Raw genomic sequence first — 18,105 nt, 5'->3', positions numbered from 1 at the left:
GGCTAAAGTGGGTCGGATTTACTCGCCGTAGTTCCCGGCGACCAGTCGGGAGTACGCGCGCCGGAGTCGCTGGCTGATGGCCTGCTCGCTCACGTCGAACTCCTCGGCGAGGTCGGTGAGCGTCGCGTTCCGGGGCACCTCGAAGAAGCCCTTCTCGTAGGCGAGGATGACCGTCTCGCGCTGTCGTCGCGTGAGGTCCGGCCCCTCGTTCTCCATCTCCTCGACGTAGACGTTGTCGACCTGGACCGATGCGTCGCGGTCGGTGAGCCAGGTCCGGTACTGGTCGAGCGTGTCCATGTCGGGGAACCGCGACTCGGTGTGCCACCAGTCGTCGGCGTACTGGACGGTGAGCCACGTCGCGTCGAACTCCTCGCCCGCCGCCGTGACCGTCGCGGTGGCGTCCACCTGCGCGCTGTACAGTCGGTCCTCGCTCCCGTCGTCGTCGAGTTGCACGACGCCGAAGACGCTGTCGTCGCCCCGGAGGTCCCGTTCGAACCCGTCGAGGTCCGACCCGTTCGCCCAGAAGTGCAGTCGAGACCGGTCCGATGCCATCCGTCTCGTCCGTTCGAGTGACACACTCACGTCAGTCGCCGCAAGTGTGTCGGTCATCGCGAGTCCGGGCGACCGGACGCGATGCGCGGCGATGAGTGACATATCAGCCCTGCGTGCGCAAGGAGTATATAATATGGGGTTAGTTGTCTACTGCCCTGACACCCTCGACAGTGTCCCTGACGGCCGCACAGCCCTCGTCGTGGACCAGGTCGCCGACGACGACCACGTCCGAGTGCTGACCCATCTGGTGGGCGGAGTCGTAGCCGTGGACACCCCCGCCGTAGAACAGGGTCGCGTCGTCGAGGGCGTCGTGTGCGGCCGCCACGAGGTCGGGGTCGCCGAGCGTCCCCGAGTACTCGACGTAGACGATGTCCTGCCCGAACATCTGCTCGGCGACCTCCGCGTAGGCGGCCACGTCGTCGGGACCGAGGTCGCAGTCGGCCTGGGTGTACTCCGCGACCGACGCGTCCTCGTTGAGGACGATGTACGCCTCGGTGTGGGTGCAGTCCCAGTCGATGTTCGGGTCCATCCGGACCCACTCCTTGTGCGCGCCGGTCATCCAGGCGATGTCGCCCGCGTTGAACACGATGGGGACCAGATAGCCCCCGAGACCGTCCGGGTGGACCACGACGCCCGCACTGCTCGGTTCGATGAACACGGGTACGTCGGCCGCCTGCGTCCCCTCGATGCAGCCCCGGACGTACTCGGCCATCTTCTCTTCGGTGATACCGAGCGTCCCGCCGACCATGATGGCGTCCGTCCCGGTCTTCGCCACGTCCTCGAACGTCTCGTCCTCGTAGAGCGTCTTGTCCGGGTCCACCTTGACGATGTGGTCCCACTCGGTCCACGCGTGCATACTCCGAGGACCAAACGGCCGGACAAAACGCCTTCGACACGAACACACCTCTGAGCTATCAGTATAGCCCCCACTCCGAGCCCGGCTATGCGTATTGTCCCCGCGACTATATCCCATGCCGGTGGACCGGTTGACATGTCCACTCGGTCTCCCGCCGAAACCCGTGGCGACACCGACCTCAGGCCCGATATCGAACGTATCAGCCGTCGGGACTTCGAGGAGGTCTGGCACGACCAGAACCCCGGTGTCGTCCCCGACCTCTACCACACCGACTACCGTGGTCACGGCTTCCCGGTCGTCGGAACGGTGTCGCGGTCGAACTACCAGCAGGTCGCGGGCCTGTTCCTGCGAGCGTTCCCGGACATCGAGTTCGAGATTCACCGCCTCGACACGACCGACGGGATGGTCGAGACGGACTGGACGTTCGAGGCGACGCACTCGGGGTGGGTCGGCCCGCTCCCGCCCAGCGGCGCGAGCATCAGCGTCGACGGCTGGGGCCGCCACCGCTACCGGGGCGACCGGGTCGCGGAGACGTGGCTCGACCTCGACTGGGGCGACCTCGCCGACCAGCTCGGCCGGGGCTACCTGCGCGCCGCCCGCGAGAAGGTCGGAACGCTGGTCTGAGACGGACGGCGGCGGACGCTCCCTGAACTCGTCCGCCGGCTCAGTAGCCGACGGCGAGAACGTCGTGAACGCCGTTCTCGTTCTCCAGTTCGTCCGCGAAGGCGACGGCGAAGTCCTCCATCGAGACGTAGCTGTCCCCGTCCTCGTCGGCGACGAGTTCGCCGGTCGCGGTCCGGTAGTCGCCGGTCCGTTCCCCCGGCTCGATGAGCGCCGCCGGGGCGAGGTACGTCCACCGCAGGTCCGTCGCCTCCTCCAGGTGTCCGTACGCGTCGATGGCGGCGCTAGCGAGCGGTTTCCACTCCTCAGGGAACTCCTCGGTCTCGATGAGGCGCGTGTCGGGGCCGACCTGCAGGATGCCCGCTCCGCCGGTCCAGACGAGTCGGTCGACGTCCGCCCGTCGCATCCCCTCGACGACGCCGTCGAGCATCTCCGTGAGTACGTCCGGCGACTCGTCCTCGCTCGGACCGAGCGCCGAGGCCACCGCGTCGTGGCCCGTCGCCAGTCGAGCCACGTCGTCCGGGTCGGTCGCGTCGCCCGAGACGGCGACGAAGTCGTCGTCGTCGACTCCCTCGACCGTCCCGCTCCGGGAGACGCCAGTCACGCCGTGTCCGCGGTCCAGCAGTTCGTTCGCGATTCTCCGGCCGATTCGGCCGCTCGCACCGAGTAGTAGTACCTGCATCGTAGTGTGTTGGGGGTGTGTCAGTCTGTGTTCGCGTCCGCTCGTTCGTGACGCTCGAGGAGCGACCAGATGGTCACGTCGTCACACCTGGTGTAGGAAGGTGACCGTCTTATAGCTCAGCCGACGTACTCCTGACCAGGTCACACCGATGTCATCACCTTCGACACTCGAAGCGAAGTACGCGGACTGCCCGGTCGTCAGGACGCTCGAAGAGATCGGGTCGCGGTGGCGGATGACCGTCATCCACGTCCTCCGAGAGGGCGAACTCCGGTTCAACGAGCTGAAGCGCGCGACGGGCGCGAACTCCCAGACGCTCTCCCGCGTGCTCGACGACCTCGAATCGAACGGGTACGTCGACCGCCGCGTCGACGACGGGAGCCCGGTCGCCGTCTACTACTCGCTGACGCAGAAAGGCGAGGAGCTACTGGTGGCGTTCGACGAGATTCACGAGTGGGGAGCGAAGTGGATGACCGACGACTGAGGGGCCCGCTCGTCGGAGGTGGTCGGGTCGGTCGCCTCTGTCGTCAGGTCGCCGCCTGACTCTGCCACTCGCGGATACGGTCCGCGCTGACGCCCTGGACTTCAGAGGCCACGTCGTCCGGTTCCGCCGAGCGCAGGTCGTCGAGGCTCTCGATGCCCGCGGCGGCGAGTTTCTCGGCGGTCTTCGCGCCGACGCCGTCCAGGTCGTCGATGTTCCGCATCGCCGTCCGCTCCTGGTACTCCGCGAAGTTGCAGATGGGACAGCCCAGCTCCCACGGGTCGTCGCCGTCGTTGTGGACGACGAGTTCCGGCAGGTCGTGGTCGTCGCAGAACTCGTCGGTCACCTCGATGTCGCCCTTTCGGGGGAGCGGCAGCGAGTACTCGCAGTCGGGGTATCGCGTACAGCCGACGAGTCTGGACCCGGAGCGGAGCGTCTTGATAGCCAGCTCTCCACCCTCGTCGTCACCACAGTCCGGACACGCGCCGATGACCCGGTCCTCGGCGTCGTCGGCCTCCTCGGCGCGACAGAGCGGGCAGCCGTGGGTGTAGGTGTCCCGGCCGGCGAGCATCTTCACCTCGTTCAGCCCGTGGTCCTCACACACCTCGTCGAGCACCATCGGTTCGCCGCTGCTCGGCAGCGGCAGGGTGTACTCGCAGTCGGGGTAGCCGTCGCAGCCGACGAAGTACGACCCGTAGCGCGACCGGCGGACGAGCAGGTCCTCGCCGCAGTCCGGACACGGCCCGAGCAGTTTGTCGGCCTTCAGCGCCTCCCGGAGGTGGTCGCCCACCTCGTCGCGGGAGACGTGGAGGTCCTCGAACACCCGCTTCAGTATCTCGCGGGACTCGTCGGTCACCTCGTCGAGCGTCGCCTCGCCGTCGGCGATGGCGGTCATGTCCTGCTCCAGCTGGGCGGTCATCTCCTCGCTGACGATGAGGTCCGCGAACCGCTCGGCGGCTTCGACGACGCCCATCGCCAGTCGCGTCGGTCGCGGCGGGTCGTTCTCGATGTACCCGCGGTCGTACAGCTTCTGGAGCGTGCCGTGGCGGGTCGCCTTCGTCCCGATGCCCATCTGCTCCATCGTCTCGATGATGCGCGACTGGCCGCGCCTGCGCGGTGGCTGGGTCTGCTTGTCCTCCTGTCGCGGGTCGGTGACGGCGAGCGTCTCGCCCTCCTCGACGGCGGGGACGTAGTTCTCGGTCGTGGAGTGGTACGGGTAGACCGCGTGGTACCCCTCCTCGACGAGTCGCTTGCCGTTGGCCTTGAGGAGACAGCCGGACGCGTCCGCGACGACCTTGAGGTGCGCCCACTTCGCGGGTTCCGCACACGTCGCGAAAAAGCGCCGGACGACGAGGTCGTAGACGTCCCACTCGTCGTCGGAGATGTCGGTCGGGAACTCGCCGGTCGGGTGGATGGGCGGGTGGTCGGTGGTCTCCTTGTCGCCGCTGGTCGGTTCGATGTCGTCGCGTTCGAGCAGCGACTGGGCGTCGTCTCCGAAGCGGGCGTGTTCGGCGAACCGCTCGAGCAGGTCGCGCTCGTCGAGGTCGTCGGGGTAGACGGTGTTGTCCGTCCGCGGGTAGGTGATGTACCCCGCCGTGTAGAGGTCCTCGGCGATGGACATCGCGCGCTGGGCGGAGTAGCCGATGGAGCCGGCGGCGCGGATGTACTGCGTCGTGTTGAACGGCGCGGGCGGGTCGTCGGTCCGGGTCCGGCGGTTGACGGACTCGACGCGCGCCTCGCTCGCGGTCCGTAGCTGCTCGAACGCCGCGTCGGCGTCGGCCTCGTTCCAGACGCGCTCCTGCTCGTTGTCGTCCTCGTCGTAGAAGAAGTACTGCGACTCGAACGGTTCGTCGCCCTCGTCGGTCTTCGCGAGGTCGGCGAACAGTTCCCAGTAGTCCTCGGGGTCGAACGCCTCTATCTCGCGTTCGCGGTCGACGATGAGCTTCAGCGTCGGCGACTGGACCCGACCCACGGAGATGAAGTCGTTGCCGAGCTGTTTCGCCGACAGCGAGAGGAACCGCGTCAGCGCCGCGCCCCACATCAGGTCGATTATCTGGCGCGCCTCGCCCGACGCGGCGAGGTCGAAGTCGAGGTCCTCCGGATTGGCGAACGCGTTCGTCACCTCGCGGTCGGTGATGGAGGAGAACCGGACGCGCTGGATGGGGATGTCGCCCTCGTCGGTGACGAGGTCGTACGCCTCCTTCCCGATGAGTTCGCCCTCGCGGTCGTAGTCCGTCGCGATGATGGCGCTGTCGGCCTCGCGGGCCAGCGAGCGCAGTGCGGTGACGATGTTCTCCTGGGTCTCGGTCTTGACGACCCGTGCGTCGACGAGTTCGACGGGCCGGACGTCCCGCCAGTCGTTGTACTCCGGCGGGAAGTCCACGCCGACGACGTGTCCCGACAGTCCGATACAGCGCTTGCCGCCCCACCGGTAGACGGGGACGCCGTTCCGCCGCTCGACGCTCGCCCCGCCCTCGCTGAGGATCTCCGCGATGCGGCGGGCGGCGTTGTCCTTCTCCGTGATGATCAGTTCCACGACGGCCCACCTCGTTCGGTCATTGGGAACGCTAAGCCGACCCCTTACGTAACGTTTTCGCCGGGAAACCGCGTCACAGCGCACGCGTACGCGGGATACGGGCGCTCACGGGCGCGGCCCTCGCGTCGCGCGCGCGACGTGTCAGGTGCGTGGTCGTGCGGAGCAGGTGCGTGGTCGTGGGGAGTGCTCGGGTGAGTCCGTGACGGCCGGTCCTCGGTCGTGTGTCGAGCGGCGGCCGAGGCGAAACTGACAGCCACTTATCGGAGGAGCCCCGACTTCGGGTATGGACGACGACCTGCTGCACGGCCTCCACCTCCTCCTGTTGCAACTGGTGGCGCTCGACGCCGTGGTCCACCTCGACTCCATCTGGCGCAACCTCGTCGCCGTCGGGGCCTCGGGCGAGGTGCCGCGACTCGCGACCGTCCTCATCGCGCTCTCCATCTGCGGAATCGTCGCCGGCGTCGTCGCGTTCCGGGTCGACCTCGTCTCGCGCCGGACGCTCTACCTCCTCGGTATCGCGTTCATGCTGGCGCAACTGCTCGGCTGGTTCCTCTACCACAACGTCGCCGCACCGGGGTTCGGCCACAGTCACGGGAGCGGCCTGCTCGCCGTGTTCGACAGCACGGTCGAACACCTGACCCAGGACCCGCTCGAAGGCATCGCGAAGGTCACCGAGACACTCGCACTGCTGTTGCTGGTCGTGCTCCTGCGCGTCGACCCTCGCGCACGCTCCGGTGGTCGGTCGTCGACGCTCGGCGACGCCGACCCGGACGCCTGACCGGCCGTTCGGGCCACCGCCCACTCGTCCGTCGTTCTGAGCGGTCCCCCCTCGTCGGTTGTTCCCCTCAGTTCGCACACGCCACTTCGCACTCTCCGGTTCGCGCTCGTCCCTCGCCGCGGTCACCGACTCAGGCGAGCGCCGGTCGCAGGGTGGCCGTCGGGGCAGTCGGGTCGCTCATCGCCTCGCTGTTCGCGTCCGTCGCGTCCGACTCGCCGTTCGCCTCGTCCGACGATTCGCCGGTGTCAACCCCGAGAATGCCGAGTGCCGACACCACGCCGTAGCCGGACGTGTCGTCGACGCCCTCATCGCCGAAGTCGCTCGCGTTCGTGTAGAGCAGTTCGCGGACCTCGCTCGCGTTCAGGTCGGGGTTCGCTCCGGTGGCGAGCGCCGCGACGCCGGCGACGTAGGGGGCGGCGAACGAGGTGCCGCCCTCGACGTTTCCGCCCGAGAGCGCGACGGCGTCGGGGGCGACGAGGTCGACGTTCGTCCGGGCACTGAACGGCTGGAGCGTCCCGTTGCGAATCGCTCCGACGGAGACGACGTCACGGGCGCTCGCGGGGGCGGTCACGCCGCCCGACGACTGGTTGGCCAGCGAGTGGCTGGCGAACAGTTCGACGCGATGCGGGTCGTCGACGTTCGCGGCCCGTATCGAGACGTAGTACCGCCCGTACGAGACCTGCTTCGTGAGGTGCTCGAACGGCTGGCCGTCGTGGCCGGTCGCCTTCGCGACGGCGTAGTCGCCGCCGGAGTACTCCCGCATCAGGTAGATGTCGAAGTCCTCGTCGGTCGTCGGCCACCCGTCCCAGCGCACCGAGACGTCGACGGTCCCGGAGAACGGCTCGCCGTCGTTGAGGACGTTGCCGTCGACGTAGCCGTCGTCGCCGGCGTAGTTCACCCAGGCACCGTCGGTGTAGTTGCCCGCCCAGTACCGGTTGGCGTGGTTCCCCGCGCTCGTGACGAACACGACCTCCTCGGACGCGTTGGCGGCGACGCGTGCGAGCGTCCCGTTCCCGTCGCCCGGCTGGGCGTAGTAGCTCCCCGAGTCGACGACGACGTCCGCGCCGCCCTCGACCAGCCAGTCGACGGCGCTCTGGTACTCCTCGTCGGAGGTGGTCGGGCCGACGGCGGCCAGGCGCATGTCCGCTCCCGGCGCGGTGTCGGCGACGACGCTGGCGACCGCGGTCCCGTGTTCCCAGTCGTCGCTGCCGCCGCCGAACGTCCGGTAGACGGTGTCGACACCGGCGATGGCGGGGTGGCTCATCCGGAAGTCGCTGTCGATGATACCGACGGTGACGTTCTCTCCCGTAATGCCCGCCGCGTGGAGTTGGTCCGCGCCGACGGCGCTCACGCCGGGTGAGACGGTGTCGCGTTCGATGGTGGTCCCGGCGACGCGGACGGAGGTGATTCGGGGGTTACGCGAGAGTCGCTCGATGTCCGCGTAGGATACCGACCCCTCGACGAGGCGGTCCCCTTCGCGTGTGTACGTTCGTTCCACGTCGAATCCGGCCATCTCGGGAACGCCGGTGAGCCCCTTCAACCGGAGGACGACGCTCGCCTGTTCCTGCACGGTCGGGGGCGTCTGGCGCTGTTCGAGGAGTTTCGACTGGAGGCCAGCGTCGTTCGGCACGACGTGGTCGTCGCTGGGAGTCGGCAGGTGTGTGACCGGTGCGAGGACCAGCGCACAGACCAACGCGACGACGACCACGCGACGTGTCATGCGGCGTCAGACCGTCGGGGAGCTCACACGTTGCCAGCGACGATACACGAGTGCGAGGCCGAGGATGAGCAGACCACCGGCGAAGAACACGAGGCCTGGTGGGACGACGAGCGGTCCGCCACCGCTCGCGGCGGCGCTGTCGGCCATCCGGGGGAACACGTCCGACTGGACGCCGTCCGTGACGACGAGCTGCTGGACGGCGTAGCTCACCAGACCGAGGAGGCCGACGGTGGCGACCAGTCCCTTCAGCGAGTCGAGGAAGCTGGTCTTGCGTTTCTCGTTTCCGACGAACACGACCAGCGGTTCCTCGCTCGGCGCGTAGACGTTCATCTCGCGGCCCTTCTGGGAGTACCGGGTGTCCGCGACGCGGACCAGCCCGGCCTCCTGGAGGTTGGTGAGGTGGTGGCGGGCGTTCTGCAACGAGGTATCGACCCGGCCGGCCACCTCCGAGGCGGTTCCGGGCGTCTCGTGCAGAGACGTCAAGATAGCACGTGCCGTGTCCGAGGAGAGCGAAGAGAGGAGTTCGCCGGTGTCCTCGCCGTCGAGCCAGAAGGTGCGAGGCTCCCCCTCTTGCTCAGAGCTGGCATCCGTGCTAGTAGGCAACAGCCCTGACATTGGTCCTCATAATCTCTCATCATACAAATATCTGCGGCTCTTCGCGCGTCCGACGTGGCCCTCAGCGGACTAGTCTGGACGCTGATGGACTGGTCTGCGCATCGAGATGTACGCTCGCCGCTCGACGGACCGCCGACGCTCGCGACCGCCTCAGTCATCGAGTTTCGACTGCAGGAGCTGGTTGACGGAGCCGGGGTCGGCGCTCCCGCCCGTCGCCTGCATCACCTGCCCGACGAGGAAGTTGAGCGCGCCGTCCTCGCCGGAGTGGTAGTCCTCGACGGCGTCGGGGTTGTCGGCGATGGCCTCCTCGACGGCCTCCTCGACGGCGTCTCCCGAGGTCTTGCCCAGGCCCTCCGCCTCGACGACGTCGTCGGGCGCGCGCCCCGAGTCGAGCATCTCGCGCAGGACGACCTCCTCGGCGTTCTTGACCGTTATCTCGTCGTCGTCGACGAGTTCGAGCAGGCGGACGAACCCCTGTCGGTCGACGCTGTCGAGCGTCCGGTCGCGGTAGTTCAGTTCGCCGAGCAGGCGGTCGACCACCCAGCGGGCGGCGAACGCCGCGTCGAACTCGTCGGTGAGGTCCTCGTAGAAGTCCGCGACCTGCTTCGTGGAGGTGAGCTTCGAGGCCTCCTCCGCCGAGAGGTCGTACTCCGCCTGGAACCGCTCGCGGCGGGCGTCCGGGAGTTCTGGAATCGAGATCTCCTCCTTCCACCCGGAGACGCGCATCGGCGGGAGGTCGGCCTCCGCGAAGTAGCGGTAGTCCTTCTCCTCCTCCTTCGAGCGCATCGAGACGGTGATGCCCCGGCTCTCGTCCCAGTGGCGCGTCTCCTGCTCGACGGCGCGCCCGCGTCTGACGGCGTTCTTCTGTCTCGTCTCCTCGTAGCTGAGCGCCTTCGCGGCACCCTTGTGGCTGGAGATGTTCTTCACCTCGGTCCGGTTGGCGTCGGCGAGCACCGCCGCCGAGATGCTGCCGTCCTCGCCCACCTCGTCGGTCGGGACGACCGAGAGGTTCGCGTCGATGCGCAGCGAGCCGTCGCGTTCCGCGTCGAACACGCCGAGGTATTCCAGCACCTCCTCGAGCTTCTCGAGGAACGCGCGGACCTCCGCGGGCGAGCGGAAGTCGGGTTCGGTGACGACCTCCATCAGCGGCATCCCGGCGCGGTTGTAGTCGACCATCGTGTACTCCGCGCGGTCGATGGCGCCCCCTTCGTGGCGCAGGCTGCCGGGGTCTTCCTCCAGGTGCGCGCGCTCGATGCCGATGGAGCGACGCTCGCCTTCGACGGAGACGTCGAGGTGGCCCTGCTGGCAGATGGGGTCGTCGTACTGCGTTATCTGGAAGTTCTTCGGCAGGTCGGGGTAGTAGTAGTTCTTCCGGTGGAAGCGGGTCTCCTCGGGGATGTCGGCGTCGAGCGCTTTCCCGACCTTGACGGCCGCCTCGACGGCCGCCTCGTTGACGACCGGGAGCGCACCGGGCAGTCCGAGACAGACCGGGCAGGTGTGGGTGTTCGGCTCGCTGTCGGCGGTGTCCGTCGAGCAGCCACAGAACAGTTTGGTCGCGGTTTCGAGTTGGACGTGGACCTCCAGCCCGATGACGACGGCGAGGTCCCGCGCCTGGGACGTTTGCGCGGTCATTGATTGGTGGTGGTTTTCGGTGGGTGGGGTAAAGCGTGTCGGGACTAGCAGGAGTGGGATGGGAAGGATGAGGAACGGGCTGTTGTTGCTTCGATTCAGCGGCGGGGAGCGAGTTCGTGACCTCCGAAGCCCTCGGGCGCTCGACTTGGGGGCCACACCCTGCGCTCCTCGTTCGCTCCCTTCGGTCCCTCACTGTGGTGCTTGGGGTGTCCGCCGTCGCCGAGCGCCCTCGCCCTTCACCCGCCAGGCCCGCGACCGCACCGCGCCTACCCGACTCCGTCGGCCGCGCACGAGCGCGCGGCCAGCCGGTGCGGTTGCGGTGGCCGGGAGTGCGTGTCCGAACTCCGTGAGGACCGCGCGACTCGGGGAAGGGCAGGGCTGCCCGTTCCCGGCGTTCCCGCGAGCGAAGCGAGGGGGAACTCGCTGGACGAGTGGAACGAGTCCAGCGTAGGACTGAAAGGGCGAGGGCGCTCGTCGCTGCCCCGGCGTTTACGAGAGCGGAGCTCTCGTGAGCCAACCAGAACGCGGAGCATTCTGGTGACGAAGCAAGCACGCGACCGAGCGGAGAGGGAGCGCGCGCAGCGAGTCCGCGGCAGTACGAGCGTCCGAGGGCTTTCGAGCTGTTCACACCGATGGGGTCGCCCTACTCACGACAAGAAGCTACTCCAGGAAGTCCACCAGTCGCTCCGAGACTTCCCGAGACCGCTCGTGCTGCAGCCAGTGTGAGGCCTGCTCGAACACCTCCAACGAACCGTCGTCGCAGTACTCCAGACTACGCCGAGCGTTCTCCTCGACCAGCGCGACGTCGTCGGCACCCCACAACAGCAACGTCTCCGGTTCGATGCGTCGGTCACGGTCGAACAACCCACTCCCGAGGCCGTTGGCGCGGTACCAGTTGAGCATCCCCGTCAGCGCGCCCTCGCGCCCCCACGCCGTTCGGTACCGTCGCAGGTCGTCCTCGGAGAACGTCCCTCGGTGACTGCTGCCCGTCAGCGTCCGCTCCAGCAGTCCGTAGTCGCGCGCCCGCATCGCCAGTTCGGGGAGCCGCGGCACCTGGAAGAACCCGGCGTACCACGAGCGGAACACCTGCTCCCAGTTCGACCGGAGCGTCTCCTCGAACGCGGCGGGATGGGGCACGTTGAGAATCCCGAGTCGCTCGACGCGCTCGGGGTGGTCCTGGGCGAGCACCCACGCGACCATCGCGCCCCAGTCGTGACCGACCACGGCGGCGCTGTCGTGACCCGTCGCGTCGAGCAGGCCCGTCACGTCGTCGACGAGACGCTCGACGCGGTACGCGCGCTGCTCGGCGGGCCTGTCCGAGAGGTTGTACCCCCGCTGGTCCGGGACGAGGACGCGGTAGCCCGCGTCGGCCAGCGCGTCCATCTGGCGGTGCCAGCCGTACCAGAACTCCGGGAACCCGTGGAGCAGGACGACCGGCGGTGCGTCCTCGGCCCCCGCGACCCTGACGTGCAGTCGGCAGTCGCCGGTGGAGACGTACTCGGAACGGCCGGGAACCGACGCCGTGTGCATGGTCGGTCGTACGGGACCGTCACCCGAAGGCCTGTCGTCGTCGGCAGGGCGGACGGGCCGTCGCTGCGTCGACACCACTCGACGTTCACGCGTCGAAGGAAGTCAATGTCTGACGCAGGTTTATACGTCTGGGACAGACGACATAACACATGAGTAGCGGGAATCGCGTCGAAGAACTCGAATCACGCGTCAAACAGCTCGAAGCCTCCGTCACCGGTCTCACCGACGAACTCGTCGAGTGCAAGGAACGACTCCGAGCGCTCGAAGACGAGGTCGACCCCGAGATGGACATCATCGAGGGCCAGACGACGCGCGACGGGAGCGAGACGGCTACAGACGTAACCGACACATCCAACTCTGCAGAGGAGAATCAGGAGGAAAGTACGGACTCCGATACCGACGAAATCATCGTCGCGTAACGGGGTTCGCATCCACGAGCGCCCCCAATGCACATAAAAGAGCTCGTCCTCGACAACTTCAAGAGCTTCGGTCGGAAGACACGAATCCCGTTCTACGAGGACTTCACCACAATCAGCGGCCCGAACGGCTCGGGCAAGTCCAACATCATCGACTCCGTCCTGTTCGCGCTGGGACTGGCCCGTACCTCGGGTATCCGCGCCGAGAAGCTCACGGACCTCATCTACAACCCCGACGACGACGGCGCGGAGTTCTCGGGCGAACGCCAGGCCGCAGTCGAGGTCGTCCTGAACAACGACGACGGGACGCTCTCCCGCTCGCAGGTGACGACGGCCGCCGGGACGGACGACGTCGGCGACGTCGACGAGATAACCATCAAGCGCCGCGTCAAGCAGACCGAGGACAACTACTACTCGTACTACTACCTCAACGGGCGCTCGGTCAACCTCTCGGACATCCAGGACCTCCTCGCGCAGGCGGGCGTCGCGCCGGAGGGCTACAACGTCGTGATGCAGGGCGACGTCACCGAGATAATCAACATGACCGCCGGCTCTCGGCGCGAGATAATCGACGAGATAGCGGGCGTCGCGGAGTTCGACGCGCGAAAGGCCGACGCGATGGAGGAACTGGAGGTCGTCGAGGAGCGCGTCGACGAGGCCGACCTCCGCATCGAGGAGAAACGGGAGCGTCTCGCCCAGCTGGAGGACGAACGCGAGACGGCACTCCAGTACCAGGAGCTCAAGGAGGAACGCGAGGAGTACGAGGGCTACCTGAAGGCCGCCGAACTGGAGGACAAGCGCGCCGAACTCGAGCAGACCGAGTCGAAGATAGAGCGCGACGAGGAGACACTCGAGGAGCGACAGCGCGAACTCGACGAGAAGCAGGGGACGGTCACGCGCCTCGAAGAGGACCTCGAGGACCTGAACGCCGAGATCGAGCGCACGGGCGAGGACGAACAACTGCGCGTCAAACGCGAGATGGAGGAGGTCAAGGGTGAGATCGCTCGCCTCGAAGACGCCATCGAGAGCGCCCAGGAGCGCATCGAGGAGGCCGAGAACAAGCGCCGGCAGGCGTTCGTCAAGGTCGACCGCAAGCAGGAGCAGGTCGACGACCTCCACGCGAAGGTTCGGAACATCAAGGTCGAGAAGGCGTCGCTGAAGGCCGACAGACAGGAGAAGGAAGCGGAACTCGAATCGGTCGAGGCGGACATCGCCTCGGTCGACGACGAGTACGAACAGCTCAAGGACGACCTCGCAGACGCACGCGACCGGCTAGAGGAGGCGAAGGCCGAGAAGAACGAACTCCAGCGCGAGCAGGACCGCCTGCTCGACGAGGCGCGACGGCGCTCGAACGAACAGCGCGAGTTGCGCGAGGAGATAGAGGAACTGGAGGCAGAGATACCCGACCTCGAAGCCGACCTCGCGGACCTCGAGGCAGAACTGGAGAAGGCGGAGCAGAACAAGACGACCATCGAGTCGGTCGTCGACGACCTGCGCGCCGAGAAGTACGAACTGCAGGACGACCTCGATTCGGTCGAGGACGAGGTCAGCGCGGCCCAGCAGGAGTACGCCGAACTGGAGGCGAAAGCCGGCGAGTCCGGCGACACCTCCTACGGCCGCGCAGTGACGACCGTCCTCAACGCCGACAAGCAGGGCGTTCACGGCACGGTCGGGCAACTCGGTGGCGTCTCGCCGCAGCACGCGACCGCCCTCGAAACCGCCGCCGGGGGGCGCCTCGCCAACGTCGTCGTCGAGGACGACGGCGTCGGCCAGCGCTGCATCGAGTTCCTGAAGTCCCGGAACGCGGGGCGGGCGACGTTCCTGCCCATCTCGAAGATGCACCAGCGCTCGCTGCCCTCGCTGCCGAGCGAGAGCGGGGTCGTGGACTTCGCGTACAACCTCATCGACTTCGACGCGACGTACGCGGGCATCTTCTCGTACGTCGTCGGCGACACGCTCGTCGTCGAGGACATGGCGACCGCCCGCGACCTGATGGGGAAGTTCCGGATGGTCACGGTCGAGGGGGAACTGGTCGAGAAGAGCGGGGCGATGACCGGCGGGTCCCGGTCGGGTTCCCGGTACTCGTTCTCCTCCGGTGCGGGGCAACTCGAACGCGTCGCCAAGCGCATCAACGAACTCGAAGAGAAGCGCAAGTCCGTCCGCGAGGAACTGCGCGACGTGGAGTCGCGACTCGACGACGCCCGAGACCGACAGACCGACGCGGCAGACAAGGTCCGCGAGGTCGAGAGCGAGATGGAGCGCACCGAGGGTCGCATCGAGGAGATCCGCGAGACGGTCGAGCGCAAGGAGGAGGAACTCGACAGCATCGACGCCGACCGCGAGGAGGTCTCCGAGCAGATGGACGACCTGGAGGCCGACATCGAGGCGCAGGACGAGACCATCGCCGAGGTCGAAGCGGAGATCGCGGACCTCGAAGCGGAACTGCGCGACTCCGAGGTCGCAGAACTCACCGAACGCGCCGAGGAGATCCGCGAGGAGATAGCGGACCTCGACGCGGAGACCGACGACCTCGACGGCACGCTCAACGAACACCAGCTCGAGAAGCAGTACGCCGAGGAGGCCATCGAGGACCTCCACGACGACATCGAGGCGGCCCAGAACCGGAAGGCCGACGCCGAGGAGCGCGTCGACGAACTCGAGGGCGACATCGAGGAGAAGGAGGCCGTCCTCGACGAGAAGCAGGAGCAGGTCGAGGAACTGGAGGAGGAGCTGGCCGACCTGAAGGGCGAGCGCGACGACCTGAAGGCCGACCTCCGGGAGGCGAAAGAGGCCCGCGACGCGGCGAAGGAGAAACTCGGTCGCGTCGAGTCCCGTCTCGAATCCGCGAAGGAGAAGCGCGACCGACTGGAGTGGGAGGTCGACGAACTCGCCTCGCAGGTCGGGGAGTACGACCCCGAGGACGTCCCGGACCACGACACCGTCGAGTCCGAGATCGCCCGGCTCGACGGCGAGATGCAGGCGCTCGAACCGGTCAACATGCTCGCCATCGACGAGTACGACGCAGTGGCAGACGACCTCGCGGACCTCGAGGAGAAACGCGAGACCCTCGTCGAGGAGCGCGACGGTATCGTCGAGCGCATCGAGGGGTTCGAGGCGAAGAAGAAGGCGACGTTCATGGAGTCCTACGAGGCCATCCGCGAGCACTTCGAGGAGATCTTCGAGCGTCTCTCCAGCGGGTCGGGGACGCTCGTCCTCGAAGACGAGGCCGACCCGTTCGAGGGTGGCCTGACGATGAAAGCGCAACCGCGGGACAAGCCGGTCCAGCGCCTCGACGCGATGAGCGGCGGCGAGAAGTCACTGACCGCGCTGGCGTTCATCTTCGCCATCCAGCGGCACAACCCCGCGCCGTTCTACGCGTTGGACGAGGTCGACGCGTTCCTCGACGCCGCCAACGCCGAGGCGGTCGGGGAGATGGTCGACCACCTCGCGGACGACGCGCAGTTCATCGTCGTCTCGCACCGCTCGGCGCTGCTCGAACGCTCCGAGCGTGCCATCGGCGTGACGATGATGGACGACAACGTGAGCGCCGTGACTGGTATCGACCTCAGCGGTCAGGGGGTGCCGGCCGATGACTAGCGCGGACGACGAGTCGTCGAAGACGACTCGCTCGGCCGCGGAGAAGTCGAGTAGCGCGGAACGGAGTTCCGCGGACCATCCGAGCGGGCGGAGCACGCGAGGAGACGAGGAGCGAAGCGACTCGCGAGACAACGCGGATGAGCCAGACGACCGTGAGGCGTTCTACACCGACGGCGGCGAGGAGATAACCGACGGCGTCTCGCTGAACATCGCCGGCCACGAGGACCGCGAGCGCCCAGGCGAGTCGGGCGGTGACGCGGCGGCGCTGTTCGGGGACGAGGAGTCGGCGGACGAGTCCGACTCGGAGGCGCTCCCGGAGTCGGTCGAGACGCCGGACGACCTCCCGACCGACGAGGACGGCGAGTCGGTCGAACCGGTCGAACTGCTCGTCCAACTGGCCGACCGCGGCGAGATAGAGCCGTGGGACATCGACATCGTCGCGGTCACCGACGCGTTCCTCGACGCCCTCGACGAGGCCGACATCCGGACCGGCGGGCGCGCGCTGTTCTACGCGAGCGTCCTCCTGCGGATGAAGTCGGACGCGCTGATGGAGGCCGACGACCCCGACGAGCCCGAACCGTGGGAGGAGGCGTGGGACGCGCCGCCCGCGGACGCCGACGAGGACTGGCAGCCCGACCCGTTCGACGCGCTCGACCGGGAGATGGAGCGCCGCCTCGAACGCAAGCGCGCCCGCGGGATGCCCGAGACGCTCGACGAACTCGTCCGGGAACTGCGGGAGGCAGAACGCGGGTCGTGGTGGAAGGAGTCCCGGACGTACGACACCAGCGACTCGCCGCAGGGCTTCCGCCGAGGTACGCAGACGCTCGACTACCACATGGCCGACGACTTCCGCCTCGACGACGAACCGACGGCGGACGACGTGACGGGGACGGCCCACCAGGAGGACATGGAGACGACCATCCAGCACGTCTACCGCGACCTCCGCGAGCAGTACGACGCGGGTCGCAGCGAGGTGCTGTTCGCCGAGATAGAGGGCTCGGGCGGTGCGCGCGTCGAGACGTTTCTCGCGCTGTTGTTCCTCGCCCACCGGAAACAGGTTCGCCTCGAACAGGACGAACTGTTCGGCGACCTCTGGATTCAGGACCCGGCGGCGACCGGAACGCCGACCGAGGCCATCGCGGACTGACGACGACGCCGAACTCGCGTAGGAGCGCGAAGAAAACGGAGACGATTCGTCCTACAGGTACTCGCCAGCCAGCAGGTCGACCTGCTCTTTCGTCTCGTCGGGAATCTCCTCGCTCGGCGTGTTGATGGTGCCTTCGAGCGCGTGGCCGCAGTCGCAGTCGCGTTCCTCGGGGAGGTGCTCGATGGCGTGCTCGACGACCTGCTTGATGGCCGTCTCGTTTGCGGCGGCGTTCTCCAGCACCTCGTCGAGGGTGACCTCGGCGTCCTGTTTCCAGACGTCGTAGTCGGTGATGCCCGTAACGGTGGCGTAGCACATCTCGGCCTCGCGGGCGAGTTTCGCCTCGGGGATGGCGGTCATGCCGACGACGTCCCAGCCCTGCTGGCGGAAGAACTCGCTCTCGGCGCGCGTCGAGTACTGCGGCCCCTCGATGCAGACGTAGGTGCCGCCCTTCTCCGCACCTTCGTCGGTCGCCTCGTTCGCCGATTCGGTGAGGTGGTCGACCATGTGCGGGCAGTACGGGTCCGCGAAGCCCATGTGGACGACCATCCCCTCGCCGAAGAAGGTGTACGGGCGGTGGGAGGTGCGGTCGAAAATCTGGTCGGGGACGAGCAGCGACTGCGGCGGGAGGTCCTCGCGGAGGCTGCCGACGGCGTTGCTGGCGAGGATGCGGTCGACGCCCAGCTGCTTCAGCGCGTGGACGTTCGCGCGGTACGGCGCGTTCGTCGGGTTGTACTGGTGGTTCCGGCCGTGGCGCGGGAGGAACGCGACCTCCGTGCCAGCCATCTCGCCGACGGTGACCGGCGCGCTCGGGTCGCCGAACGGCGTCGTCACGTCCTCCTCGCGGACGTTCGAGAGGTCGAGCGCGTCGTAGATACCGCTGCCACCGACGAATCCTATCATGCCTCTCACTCCCGAGTGTGGCGGTAAAACAGTACGGGAACCGTC

At 67.6% G+C, this 18,105-nt stretch carries 15 protein-coding genes; 6 read left to right on the top strand and 9 right to left on the bottom strand.

The genetic code is table 11. From position 1 onward, the window contains the following. Nucleotides 1-18: 18 nt before the first annotated feature. Together MX571_RS00430 and MX571_RS00425 are read right to left on the bottom strand one after the other, a co-directional pair. Nucleotides 19-552, bottom strand: coding sequence for a helix-turn-helix domain-containing protein (locus MX571_RS00430; protein WP_247413624.1), 534 nt, complete (start codon nt 550-552; stop codon nt 19-21). A 139-nt stretch (nt 553-691) separates the two neighbouring features. Continuing rightward, a complete protein-coding gene (locus MX571_RS00425; RefSeq protein WP_247413623.1) occupies nt 692-1,408 on the bottom strand; it encodes a phosphoglycerol geranylgeranyltransferase in 717 nt (238 codons plus the stop codon). 135 nt (nt 1,409-1,543) lie between these two features. Here MX571_RS00425 and MX571_RS00420 point away from each other — a divergent pair, with 135 nt between their 5' ends. Further along, the gene (locus MX571_RS00420) at nt 1,544-2,032 is read left to right on the top strand and encodes an ester cyclase (RefSeq protein WP_247413622.1); all 489 of its coding nucleotides are present in this window, start codon (nt 1,544-1,546) and stop codon (nt 2,030-2,032) included. Nucleotides 2,033-2,072: 40 nt separating this feature from the next. Here the strand turns inward: MX571_RS00420 and MX571_RS00415 are convergent, their stop codons facing one another. Then, the gene (locus MX571_RS00415; protein WP_247413621.1) at nt 2,073-2,711 is read right to left on the bottom strand and encodes an NAD(P)-dependent oxidoreductase; all 639 of its coding nucleotides are present in this window, start codon (nt 2,709-2,711) and stop codon (nt 2,073-2,075) included. 148 nt (nt 2,712-2,859) lie between these two features. On the opposite strand from MX571_RS00415, the gene MX571_RS00410 reads away from it, so the two are divergent. Then, nucleotides 2,860-3,192, top strand: coding sequence for a winged helix-turn-helix transcriptional regulator (locus MX571_RS00410; protein ID WP_247413620.1), 333 nt, complete (start codon nt 2,860-2,862; stop codon nt 3,190-3,192). Between the two features lie 43 nt (nt 3,193-3,235). Here MX571_RS00410 and MX571_RS00405 read toward each other — a convergent pair whose 3' ends face one another. Further along, nucleotides 3,236-5,725, bottom strand: a complete 2,490-nt coding sequence (locus MX571_RS00405) for a DNA topoisomerase I (protein ID WP_247413619.1) — start codon at nt 5,723-5,725, stop codon at nt 3,236-3,238. A gap of 283 nt (nt 5,726-6,008) precedes the next feature. Between MX571_RS00405 and MX571_RS00400 the strand changes: the two genes are divergently transcribed. Next, nucleotides 6,009-6,503 carry a hypothetical protein gene (locus tag MX571_RS00400; RefSeq protein WP_247413618.1) on the top strand — a complete coding sequence of 165 codons (495 nt, stop codon included), beginning with the start codon at nt 6,009-6,011 and terminating at the stop codon, nt 6,501-6,503. 130 nt (nt 6,504-6,633) lie between these two features. Here the strand turns inward: MX571_RS00400 and MX571_RS00395 are convergent, their stop codons facing one another. The 4 genes from MX571_RS00395 to MX571_RS00380 all read right to left on the bottom strand — a co-directional run bounded on the left by MX571_RS00395 (nt 6,634) and on the right by MX571_RS00380 (nt 12,000). Further along, complete coding sequence (locus MX571_RS00395; RefSeq protein ID WP_247413617.1) at nt 6,634-8,223, bottom strand: S8 family serine peptidase; 1,590 nt, start codon at nt 8,221-8,223, stop codon at nt 6,634-6,636. Between the two features lie 6 nt (nt 8,224-8,229). After that, the gene (locus MX571_RS00390) at nt 8,230-8,838 is read right to left on the bottom strand and encodes an ArsR/SmtB family transcription factor (protein ID WP_247413616.1); all 609 of its coding nucleotides are present in this window, start codon (nt 8,836-8,838) and stop codon (nt 8,230-8,232) included. A gap of 150 nt (nt 8,839-8,988) precedes the next feature. Continuing rightward, entirely contained in the window at nt 8,989-10,470 is a 1,482-nt protein-coding gene (gatB, locus tag MX571_RS00385) for an Asp-tRNA(Asn)/Glu-tRNA(Gln) amidotransferase subunit GatB (RefSeq protein ID WP_247413615.1), read from the bottom strand. A 660-nt stretch (nt 10,471-11,130) separates the two neighbouring features. Further along, nucleotides 11,131-12,000, bottom strand: coding sequence for an alpha/beta fold hydrolase (locus MX571_RS00380; RefSeq protein ID WP_282594442.1), 870 nt, complete (start codon nt 11,998-12,000; stop codon nt 11,131-11,133). A gap of 149 nt (nt 12,001-12,149) precedes the next feature. Here MX571_RS00380 and MX571_RS00375 point away from each other — a divergent pair, with 149 nt between their 5' ends. From MX571_RS00375 to MX571_RS00365, 3 genes are read left to right on the top strand one after another with little or no spacing between them, the layout of a single operon-like run. Beyond that, on the top strand, nt 12,150-12,419 hold the full coding sequence (locus tag MX571_RS00375) for a DUF7518 family protein (RefSeq protein WP_247413614.1): 270 nt from the start codon (nt 12,150-12,152) through the stop codon (nt 12,417-12,419). 27 nt (nt 12,420-12,446) lie between these two features. Continuing rightward, a complete protein-coding gene (gene smc, locus MX571_RS00370; RefSeq protein WP_247413613.1) occupies nt 12,447-16,013 on the top strand; it encodes a chromosome segregation protein SMC in 3,567 nt (1,188 codons plus the stop codon). Continuing rightward, on the top strand, nt 16,006-17,160 hold the full coding sequence (locus MX571_RS00365; RefSeq protein WP_247413612.1) for a segregation and condensation protein A: 1,155 nt from the start codon (nt 16,006-16,008) through the stop codon (nt 17,158-17,160). Before smc ends, MX571_RS00365 begins: the two co-directional genes overlap by 8 nt. Nucleotides 17,161-17,211: 51 nt before the next feature. Here the strand turns inward: MX571_RS00365 and mtnP are convergent, their stop codons facing one another. Beyond that, nucleotides 17,212-18,060 (bottom strand): S-methyl-5'-thioadenosine phosphorylase, encoded by an 849-nt coding sequence (mtnP, locus tag MX571_RS00360; protein WP_247413611.1) that lies wholly within the window; start codon nt 18,058-18,060, stop codon nt 17,212-17,214. Between the last annotated feature and the right edge of the window lie 45 nt (nt 18,061-18,105).

The sequence above is a fragment of the Halomarina salina genome (assembly GCF_023074835.1).
Taxonomy (GTDB): Archaea; Halobacteriota; Halobacteria; order Halobacteriales; family Haloarculaceae; genus Halomarina; species Halomarina salina.
The sequence above is the reverse complement of the archived record's forward strand: the minus strand, read 5'-3'. Positions and strand labels throughout refer to the sequence as shown.

What these genes read in the sequence shown, in the direction of transcription:
- MX571_RS00430 (WP_247413624.1), bottom strand. Translation starts at nt 552, where the DNA reads ATGGCATCGGACCGGTCTCGACTGCACTTCTGGGCGAACGGGTCGGAC.
- MX571_RS00425 (WP_247413623.1), bottom strand. Translation starts at nt 1,408, where the DNA reads ATGCACGCGTGGACCGAGTGGGACCACATCGTCAAGGTGGACCCGGAC.
- MX571_RS00420 (WP_247413622.1), top strand. Translation starts at nt 1,544, where the DNA reads ATGTCCACTCGGTCTCCCGCCGAAACCCGTGGCGACACCGACCTCAGG.
- MX571_RS00415 (WP_247413621.1), bottom strand. Translation starts at nt 2,711, where the DNA reads ATGCAGGTACTACTACTCGGTGCGAGCGGCCGAATCGGCCGGAGAATC.
- MX571_RS00410 (WP_247413620.1), top strand. Translation starts at nt 2,860, where the DNA reads ATGTCATCACCTTCGACACTCGAAGCGAAGTACGCGGACTGCCCGGTC.
- MX571_RS00400 (WP_247413618.1), top strand. Translation starts at nt 6,009, where the DNA reads ATGGACGACGACCTGCTGCACGGCCTCCACCTCCTCCTGTTGCAACTG.
- MX571_RS00395 (WP_247413617.1), bottom strand. Translation starts at nt 8,223, where the DNA reads ATGACACGTCGCGTGGTCGTCGTCGCGTTGGTCTGTGCGCTGGTCCTC.
- MX571_RS00390 (WP_247413616.1), bottom strand. Translation starts at nt 8,838, where the DNA reads ATGTCAGGGCTGTTGCCTACTAGCACGGATGCCAGCTCTGAGCAAGAG.
- gatB (WP_247413615.1), bottom strand. Translation starts at nt 10,470, where the DNA reads ATGACCGCGCAAACGTCCCAGGCGCGGGACCTCGCCGTCGTCATCGGG.
- MX571_RS00380 (WP_282594442.1), bottom strand. Translation starts at nt 12,000, where the DNA reads ATGCACACGGCGTCGGTTCCCGGCCGTTCCGAGTACGTCTCCACCGGC.
- MX571_RS00375 (WP_247413614.1), top strand. Translation starts at nt 12,150, where the DNA reads ATGAGTAGCGGGAATCGCGTCGAAGAACTCGAATCACGCGTCAAACAG.
- smc (WP_247413613.1), top strand. Translation starts at nt 12,447, where the DNA reads ATGCACATAAAAGAGCTCGTCCTCGACAACTTCAAGAGCTTCGGTCGG.
- MX571_RS00365 (WP_247413612.1), top strand. Translation starts at nt 16,006, where the DNA reads ATGACTAGCGCGGACGACGAGTCGTCGAAGACGACTCGCTCGGCCGCG.
- mtnP (WP_247413611.1), bottom strand. Translation starts at nt 18,060, where the DNA reads ATGATAGGATTCGTCGGTGGCAGCGGTATCTACGACGCGCTCGACCTC.